This is a genomic window from Kitasatospora aureofaciens, from assembly GCF_019192735.1.
GTDB classification, from domain to species: domain Bacteria; phylum Actinomycetota; class Actinomycetes; order Streptomycetales; family Streptomycetaceae; genus Kitasatospora; species Kitasatospora aureofaciens_A.
The window spans coordinates 1-948 of sequence record NZ_JAHTKP010000186.1; the positions used below are offsets into that span (position 1 = coordinate 1).

Here is a 948-nt window from a genome sequence, read left to right on the forward strand (position 1 = left end):
TAGAGGACCCGTCCCTCGTGATCATCGACACCCAGTCCGTCCGCGCGGCCGCCGGTGTCCCGAAGACCACGACGGGGCTGGACGCGAACAAGAAGGTGTCGGGGCGCAAGCGGGGACTGGCCGTGGACGTCATGGGGCTGATCATCGGTGTCGTCGTCCTGGCCGCCTCCGCCCACGACAATGCCGCCGGCACCGCCCTGCTCGACCAGGTCGCCGAGCGGTGCGGGATGCGTCTGGAGAAGGCCCTGGTGGACCAGGGCTTCAAGGACGAGGTCGTCATCCACGGCGCTTTGCTGGACATCGACGTCGAGGTCGTCCGCCGCAACCCGGCCGACCAGGGCAAGGGCTTCGTCCCGCAGCCGAAACGGTGGGTGGTGGAGCAGACGAACGGCACCTTGATGCTGCATCGGCGCCTCGCTCGCGAGTACGACCACCGGCCCGACACCTCCGCCTCACGCGTCTACTGGGCCTCCACCGCGAACATGACCCGCCGCCTCACCACACCAGCCCCGGCCTGGCGCGACACCCTCGGACTGGCCGCGTGAACGTCGCCGAACTCCTGGCAGACCTCCAGAGCCGGCAGGACGAGGCCACCGCCCGGGCCGCAGAACTACGCACCCGGATCGAAGAGCTCGCCGCCGACCTGACCGAGACCGAAGCGCGGCTCACGGACCTGGCCACCACCCGAAAGATCATCGCGGAGGTCACGCAGGCAGGAACCGAATCCGAACCACCCGAGACGAACACCACCTACCAGGCCATCGTGAACGCCTTCAACCAGCACCCCGACCAGGCATTCCGGGCACGCGAGCTGCACGAACTCCTCGGCATGCCCACCGACGAGGCGTCCGTCAACATCACCCGCAGCCGCCTCGGACGCCTCACTCGCCAAGGCTTCCTCACCCAACCCGGACGAGGCCGCTACCAGAAACGGACTTAACGTCCACT

2 protein-coding genes are annotated in these 948 nt (G+C 68.4%); both read left to right on the plus strand.

Going from position 1 to position 948, the window contains the following annotated elements:
* Positions 1 to 545 (plus strand): transposase (locus tag KV557_RS41900; RefSeq protein WP_218207374.1); only part of this gene is annotated, 545 nt, incomplete at its 5' end.
* A complete protein-coding gene (locus KV557_RS41905; RefSeq protein WP_218207376.1) occupies positions 542 to 940 on the plus strand; it encodes a hypothetical protein in 399 nt (132 codons plus the stop codon). The genes KV557_RS41900 and KV557_RS41905, both read left to right, overlap by 4 nt.
* The last annotated feature ends 8 nt before the right edge of the window (positions 941 to 948 follow it).